Here is a 7,180-nt window from a genome sequence, read left to right as displayed (position 1 = left end):
TATGGCTATCATGAAAGGACTTACACAGGTTGCAAACTAGTAAGTATTCCGAAATAAACCGCCCTGCAAGGCGGTTTTTTCATATCTGGGGATTGAGATTACAACCAAAGAGCATGGATCTCAACGATCCTTTTCTAAGGTAATGAACGTCCTCAAGAAAAACGCCTCCCAATGGGAGGCGTTTTTCGTATCTGCCAGTTGTAAAAAGGTCGCCTACACTAGCGACCTTGGGGATTCGTACAACGAGTGTTACGTTAAATTACTCATTACTTTCTTTTAAACCAAAGCAGTCCCACTCTATCAGCAATCGACTAAAATTATTTTTTGAAAGATATTTGGCATCTACACACTTACCATCATCATCGTACAGCACAAGGAAAAAAGAACTCGATTCTAGTGTACGACCTAACGAAAGCCATTGAGCAACAATTGTCTCGTAATGTTCTTGATATGATGCGATTTCAAAGCCTTTGTTATTCGATGTTTTAAAATAAATTTTTAGTTTCACGCTTTATCCCATTTATCTCATACACATCATATTTAAGACTAGGTTTGTGTGAGCAATTGAACGTTCTTAATAGACTTAGGCCAAAAAAAACCACTATATACGCAATTGAGCACTATTATAAAGTTACATGCATATCAACACTTTGTGAGTATTGCGTTATGGCTTTGTGTAAAATAAAAAAATACGACACTTTAGTAGATGCTCATACGATTAAACTTCTCGAAAATTTAACAATGGAAATTGGAAATGAAGAAGTTGCTCTACAAGTCACTATTTTGTCATTTGAAAAACTTTGGCATCAAATGGAAATGCATGGAGAGCCCAAAAACACATTTGAATGGCTTCAAATCGAAGCAAAGAAGCTCATAATTTAAAGCAACATAACGTTGTGGTGGTGATTATTATTCCTATTACGTTAAATAGCCGACTTAGCATCTCAAAACGCCAATCTGACGCTCTCAAAACGCTCCTGGAGCGTTTTTAAGCACTTATCCTTACCTAATTAGCCAGAAATCGGGCTGTAAGTTTGTGACGCTTTCAGAGCGATTTACAGGACAAAAAGTTCGCAGTTCGATTGAAACAAAAAACGCCCTCTAAGGGCGTTTTTTCTATGTTTTCATCTTATCGATGGCATCTTTGGTGATCAGCTCGTTAGCTATCTCTAAGTTCTCTTTGTACTTCTTCTCTTTGTACTTCTCATATTCAAATCGAGATAACGAACTTCTCGGATCGTACTCGTAACGCTGACAGAATTGCTCAAAAGTAACAGCTGCACTCATAGACACCTCTTAATCTTTAAACTGAAAACTTCGCATAAAGCTCTGGCTCTTTAGAGAGTAGAGTTAGGACTTTGCTTGCTAAACCTGTCGGATTTCTCCGTCCTTGCTCCCAACTTTTCACGGTATCAATACTCACATCCATCGCTTGTGCCAACTCTTTTTGGCTGACATCCAGTTGTGCTCGGATCGCTTTAACATCGGCAATCTCATAACGAGTGACATTCGCAGGAGTCTGCTCTCCTTTTGCAATCGCTTCGGCTTGCTTCATCGATGTATAAAGTTCATCAAAAATACTATTGCTCATTGTCATACTCTCTCTTAATCGACCTCGACACTTCTTTAAGGAGATTCTTCTCTTTCTGAGTTAAAGAGTCCTTTCTCCCTTTCTTGTACAGCAACACCAAATAGACAACATCAGGTTGGATCAGTAAGTAAATCGTTCGATAACCACCACTCTTACCTGTCGATTCTCCAGCAAGGCGAACTTTTCTTAGCCCTCCCGTTCCGACAATCAACGATCCCATTTCTGGGTTTTTGATGATGTCTGACTGCAACGCTCGAAACTCTTCATCCGTGAGCATCTCTTTTCGCTGAGATTCAAACAATGGCGTTTCAATAAACTCTAATGCGTAGCTAATAACCCGATCCTCTCCCAAAAGAATAGGAGTACATTGTACTCCTGGCAAGCGTATTTTCAAATGTATTAACGATTAAATCCGAAACCTCGACCTCTGCGATTTTGTCGTGCTAACGACTGCTCTTGCTGTATTGCTTTTCCAACGACTGGAGCTGCTGCGTCAAGTTGTTTACTTGCATGGTCAAGCTGCTCACACTGCTCTGTAAGCGTTGGTTCTCCTCGCTGCTCTGCTCGAATCTTTTCTCTAAATCCTTGTAGAGCTTCACGAACTCGCTGTGCTGCTCCTTGTGCTGCCTCTCTAAAACCTCGAAGGCGTGCAAAAGTTGTTTCTCTAGCTCGGTCATTTATTTCCTCTCCAACTTGATCAGCTCGTTCTTGCCATCGTTCATTGTCCACCCCTCCAGAATCGAGTAACCCTCTGGTATCACAATAAAACGTTCCCCTTTCTGGCTCTCGTACAGAGAAAGCCCCCAAGTCTTGTTCTGGAACTGCTCTAGGATCGCTTTTTGGCGGGCTATCTTTTTCTGATTGTCTAATATCGTCTGCCCTTGATACCAAGCGATCCCGTAACTGACGATCACCAAAAATAACAGGGTCACTGGCAACCAAATCCATGTTTTCATCACCAAGAGATTCAAACGTGATTGCTGCTCTTGGATGTCGTTTATGATTTTCTGCTCGCTTGATTTCAACGCATCTTGAATACGTTGTTCGTGCCTCTCGAAGTCTTTCTTTAGCGTTTGCTCGATAGCGTTGGCTTGCTTCTTCGATTGCGAATTGAAGTCCCTCGCCATATTCAAAATCTTGCTCATACAACAAACCTTTTAATCTTATGTTTCGTTTCCCACTTTCGGGATTCTTAATACTGATGCTTTTAGCTGTCACTCTGGCAATCTCAAATCCTTTGCTTTCAAGCGCACCAATTACCCCTTTTCGACTACGGATTGCGCCTGATTGAGCAAGATTAAGTAGACCATCGGTAAGAAGTTGCTGAATCTCTTTTGCATCGGATGGAGTGTCTTTAGCACTCACCAAGCCTTGCTGATTAGCAGGGTCATCTGGGTCATGAAGCCCTAGTTCAAGATTCTGAATGGTGCGCCACGCATCGATACGAGGATTGTCTGCAAAGTGGTAGTAAGGTTGAAGTCGCTTGCCAGAATGAAGCTCAATATTTGGAATAACAAAGTTCAGCTCTAACCGCCCTTTATCAAGATGCTCTACCCAAAGAATGGAGTATTGGTCTTTGTCTAAGCCTGGTAACAAAGCCTTTTCAAAATCAGCCATGAGGCGATCTTTAATCTCTTGTGATAAGTCCGTTTCAGCAAAACAGAGAAAGCCCGATGTGTACTTTTTGGCGTAAGGACTCGAATCAATGAGTGATTGAACTAAATCAGGATCGCCTTGATTGAGTTTCGCCCTCTCCCGATTTCTATCTTTCCCTAAGAGATAATCAACAGGGCCACTCCCAATACCCTTACCTCTACGAGCGAACTGAACAATCATACTTTGCCATTATTTGCCCAAGCTGACGCTCGATTGCTGAAAGTTGGGCCAATACTTGAACCACATTCACGACATCATAATTCTGGGTATTCACTACTCTAGTAATCTGATTCAAGTTATTTCCAAGCCCAGATAACTGGCGCAATAATGCGGGGTCTACTTTAGGAACATTGGCTCTTTTAAGAGTCCGTTCCCCAAGACAAGTCTCTCTCATCCAAGGAGCTAATTCCGCACCATCACACCGATCTTTCAGAGCTTGAAGTTCAGCCTCAGTGACTCTGATCTTGATGGACTTTTCTCGTATTACTTTCTTCTTTTCAGTCATGGCAATTCTTTAGTTTGAGTGCTTTTAACTAGGGTTAAGGGAGCGTAGCGTCCCTTACAAGGCACAATGACAACGTAACGAAGTGGAGGGGTCTTTGTGTAGCCTTGCTTAATGCTTTCTTTTCTTCATGATTACCATCAATAATTGCTTTATGAAGAAGTCCTGCCAACATTGATTTTCTAGTGACTTCTGGTATCACACAAGGGCTTAATACCCCCCTAGATTTAGGGTAATCCCCCAATGAACACCAAGCGATTTGAAGCCACCATCGTGTTCATGCTTATGGTCATACCATCCAATGATCAACGTCAAACCATCATCATGGTAAATTTCTTCCGTTTTCTTCCAATAAGAAATCATTCGAACACGCCATCAATTAATTTGCACGAGCTTGTTTGACGATGCATAAGCACTGATCATATGAATGGTGCTCGCCCTGTCTTCACGATTGTATGAGCCTCGAAGTGTTTTGCCATCAATCGCAATCACTTGACCTTCGGTAAGGGTGTGTATTGATGACATCCAGTTAATGAAGCATTCATGAAATGCTCGGGGTCAATCGTTGAGATTATTCGAGCAATCGTGTCATCAACAGGAACACTATGTAAAAACAGGCCATTGCGCTTAAACCAATTATGATGACCGAGAATGTATTCACGGATATCAAACCAACCTTTCGCACCAGCAATAACCGCACATAGCGAGCCAAAAGGACTTCGAAGAGGCAGTAAGTGACCTTAGGGATTTGGCGTAGATCAGTAATCGTTTGAAAATGTTCTTTGAAGTGATCGATGTGCATGATGCTTTCCCTAAAAAGGGAGTATAAGATCACAGCTAATAAATGGGATCGTCAAATTAGTCGTCATTTTGCTTAAAAAACGTTCACGACCTCACCCTGCAGACAATTAAGCCTTAAGCTGCTACTTACATCACAGACAACGCCGTCGTAAATAATATTTAATGCGGAGTTTTCACCTTTTCACATCGGGACCTCTAAATGGACGTTAAGCCTTGGCTACTCTTAACAGCTGCAATTCTCGCAGGCTGCTCTGATGACGATCATCAGACCCACAACAACAGCGTCAAATTCGATGTCATAGACAATCAAGAATTTACCCTTAATCCGATTCAAAACGACAGCAATCCCGATTTAGAAAGTTTCAGCTGGACTCAAACATGTGGTTCGATATCCATTATTCCTTCTGACACAAGCCAAACCGTCAATCTGACACTTACCGCTCCAAAACTGGACAACGATGAAGAGTATTGCTTCCAGTTTAAAGGAACCAGTAAGAATGGTGATCAGTACTCAACCGATGCAAAAGTGTCCGTGGTGTCTCCATCACTGGAAGTTTATGTTGATCACGCATCTCTCCCCTCTTTACATCAGGTATTGGACATCATCGCCTCTGCAGAGGCTCACCCGACAGCTGAGCGCTATGTGTCCTGGGGCCGTATCAATCCGACGCAAGAGCATCTGGCGCAACTGAATATCAGTCGCTTCCCACTTGAGTCAAACCATACATCGGCAGAAATGCTTGAAGCTATTTCTGCCTTTGCAGAAGATCATCACAGACTCAAGGTTTCAATCAGTACCAACACGCTGAAGTCATATGACAACCTAAAACTTATGCTACAGCGGCTGCATAAGCAGCCACATGTCGACATTGACAACATCAGGCTCTATGACGATGGCTCTGCTGAATACGTGAACCTGTACAACTGGCGCAATACCCAGGATAAGACCTACCTGTTACAGCAAGCCGGTGACAACCTTAAAAATATCATTTTAGGTTCAGGTGGTTCTTCCGCGCCCTGGTTGACTACTCAGTTTAACTGGCATTCACTCTACCCTACTGAGTACTCAATGCTGAGATCTGACTTTTTGACGCTTGATCCAAAACTACACGAGTTAAAAGAGTATCTGGGTGATAGCCTCAAACAAATGCAGTGGGATAAATATGCAAAACTGTCCTCAGAGCAGCAAGCATTGTTCCTTGAAATCGTAGGTTTTGATCAAAATTGGCTGCAAGTAGAATATGACAAGAGTCCACTGGCTAACTTTGTATTCACGGGGACGACTACCTGGGCCGGTGGTGAAGAGAAAGAGTTCTACGCCAAGCAACAGGTTAATATCATCAATAATGCTATCAACGAAACCAGCCCTTACTATATTGGTAAGGAGCATGACCTGTTCTTCAAAGGGCATCCTCGCGGTGGTGTTATCAATGACATCATTATTAGCAGTTTTGATAATATGGTGAACATTCCGTCAGCCATCTCTTTCGAAGTCCTGATGATGACAGATATGCTGCCTGATACTATCGCCGGTGTGGCCAGCTCTTTGTATTTCACTATTCCAGCGGAAAACATCAAATTCATCGTTTTCACTTCATCCGAAGAGATCACCGATCGTGAACAAGCATTAAAGAGCCCACTGGTTCAGGTCATGATGACTCTGGGCATTGTGAAAGAAGAAAACGTTCTCTTCTGGGCCGATATGCCTGATTGCAGCAGTGGAACCTGTATCTAATCCAGTTTTAAAAGGCCCTTCGGGGCCTTTTTTCATGCTTCAATCTCAATTGCAGCGTGTGACCAGATTCAAACTCCCTGAAAAAGAGATTACTGATACTTGATTCAAATCAGGGTTTCCAACTGCTGGAGCTGCTCCGCTAAATCGTTGTATAGATTCACAAATTCCTTTTGTTGTATTTCGTGCTGCGTCTGCAATTGCTCGAATTCGTTCAATAATAGGGTTTCTAACTCGGTCATGTTCTACTTCTCCACCAGTTTGATAAGTTCGTTCTGGCCATCGTTGAGAGTCAATCCCCCTTTCACAGTGTATCCCTCTGGGATCACGATGTAACGCCCCTCTTTGTCCTGAAAGAAACGAATCCCCCATGTTAAGTAGGGAAAAAAATGCAAATGAGACAAATAGACTAATCTCAAAGGATCTCCAAAGAAACGATAAGGATGCTAGGAAAGCTAGCGCACGCCGCCCTTTCGGCTGCGCCGACCCCTACCCATTTCGACTCAAATTTATGAGTGATTTGGGTATCTTTTTGGTCGCTTTCAGATTGGGTAAGTCTCTTCCCTTTCGGGCTGCCCTGCGCTGTGAGTAAGGCTTTACGCCCCCATTCCAGTCTCACAACACTAATCAATTATTCCTTTTCCGCAGTTCTCCCTCTAGCAGCTACAAGAGAGCGGTTTTATCGTGCTTTCGCAAGTTTTGATTAGTGCCTTTACCTGTCACCTTTGGAACTTCCCTTGGTCGGTGACTGATACGCATCGCCTGTTCCAAAACATCTTGAATCCAAAACAGGTGCAGGAATACTTGAAGTGCTTAGATGATATGGCTATCATGAAAGGACTTACACAGGTTGCAAACTAGTAAGTATTCCGAAATAAACCGCCCTGCAAGGCGGTTT

General features: G+C 42.8%; 11 protein-coding genes and 1 pseudogene. 2 read left to right on the top strand and 10 right to left on the bottom strand.

All coding sequences use genetic code 11. The features are described 5' to 3' along the window. Positions 1–259: 259 nt before the first annotated feature. The gene (locus ACWYVB_RS23860) at positions 260–508 is read right to left on the bottom strand and encodes a hypothetical protein (RefSeq protein ID WP_005398517.1); all 249 of its coding nucleotides are present in this window, start codon (positions 506–508) and stop codon (positions 260–262) included. Between the two features lie 158 nt (positions 509–666). On the opposite strand from ACWYVB_RS23860, the gene ACWYVB_RS23855 reads away from it, so the two are divergent. Further along, positions 667–882 carry a hypothetical protein gene (locus ACWYVB_RS23855; RefSeq protein WP_031819061.1) on the top strand — a complete coding sequence of 72 codons (216 nt, stop codon included), beginning with the start codon at positions 667–669 and terminating at the stop codon, positions 880–882. A 234-nt stretch (positions 883–1,116) separates the two neighbouring features. Here ACWYVB_RS23855 and ACWYVB_RS23850 read toward each other — a convergent pair whose 3' ends face one another. From ACWYVB_RS23850 to ACWYVB_RS23815, 8 genes and pseudogenes are all read right to left on the bottom strand, one after another. Further along, a complete protein-coding gene (locus ACWYVB_RS23850) occupies positions 1,117–1,287 on the bottom strand; it encodes a hypothetical protein (RefSeq protein WP_005398424.1) in 171 nt (56 codons plus the stop codon). 16 nt (positions 1,288–1,303) lie between these two features. Next, positions 1,304–1,591 carry a NadS family protein gene (gene nadS / locus ACWYVB_RS23845; protein ID WP_029946694.1) on the bottom strand — a complete coding sequence of 96 codons (288 nt, stop codon included), beginning with the start codon at positions 1,589–1,591 and terminating at the stop codon, positions 1,304–1,306. Next, positions 1,581–1,973 carry a type II toxin-antitoxin system RelE/ParE family toxin gene (locus tag ACWYVB_RS23840; RefSeq protein WP_224723981.1) on the bottom strand — a complete coding sequence of 131 codons (393 nt, stop codon included), beginning with the start codon at positions 1,971–1,973 and terminating at the stop codon, positions 1,581–1,583. The genes nadS and ACWYVB_RS23840 overlap by 11 nt, the downstream gene beginning before the upstream one ends. 61 nt (positions 1,974–2,034) lie before the next feature. Beyond that, positions 2,035–2,268: an MbeD/MobD family mobilization/exclusion protein gene (locus tag ACWYVB_RS23835; RefSeq protein WP_169567099.1), complete on the bottom strand. Its 234-nt coding sequence runs from the start codon at positions 2,266–2,268 to the stop codon at positions 2,035–2,037. Continuing rightward, the gene (locus ACWYVB_RS23830) at positions 2,269–2,718 is read right to left on the bottom strand and encodes an MbeB family mobilization protein (RefSeq protein ID WP_353616425.1); all 450 of its coding nucleotides are present in this window, start codon (positions 2,716–2,718) and stop codon (positions 2,269–2,271) included. Between the two features lie 686 nt (positions 2,719–3,404). Further along, positions 3,405–3,752: a MobC family plasmid mobilization relaxosome protein gene (locus ACWYVB_RS23825; RefSeq protein WP_169629215.1), complete on the bottom strand. Its 348-nt coding sequence runs from the start codon at positions 3,750–3,752 to the stop codon at positions 3,405–3,407. Between the two features lie 207 nt (positions 3,753–3,959). Beyond that, positions 3,960–4,112, bottom strand: a complete 153-nt coding sequence (locus tag ACWYVB_RS23820) for a hypothetical protein (protein WP_212577753.1) — start codon at positions 4,110–4,112, stop codon at positions 3,960–3,962. 24 nt (positions 4,113–4,136) lie between these two features. Further along, positions 4,137–4,551: pseudogene (locus tag ACWYVB_RS23815) on the bottom strand (ISAs1 family transposase); the annotation flags it as partial. A 198-nt stretch (positions 4,552–4,749) separates the two neighbouring features. Here ACWYVB_RS23815 and ACWYVB_RS23810 point away from each other — a divergent pair. Beyond that, positions 4,750–6,285 carry a PKD domain-containing protein gene (locus tag ACWYVB_RS23810; protein ID WP_169629213.1) on the top strand — a complete coding sequence of 512 codons (1,536 nt, stop codon included), beginning with the start codon at positions 4,750–4,752 and terminating at the stop codon, positions 6,283–6,285. Positions 6,286–6,389: 104 nt separating this feature from the next. Here the strand turns inward: ACWYVB_RS23810 and ACWYVB_RS23805 are convergent, their stop codons facing one another. After that, complete coding sequence (locus ACWYVB_RS23805) at positions 6,390–6,524, bottom strand: MbeD/MobD family mobilization/exclusion protein (RefSeq protein ID WP_169629211.1); 135 nt, start codon at positions 6,522–6,524, stop codon at positions 6,390–6,392. Positions 6,525–7,180: the final 656 nt, after the last annotated feature.

The organism is Vibrio sp. JZG10, from assembly GCF_054064075.1.
This window is presented reverse-complemented; position numbering and strand designations above follow the sequence as displayed.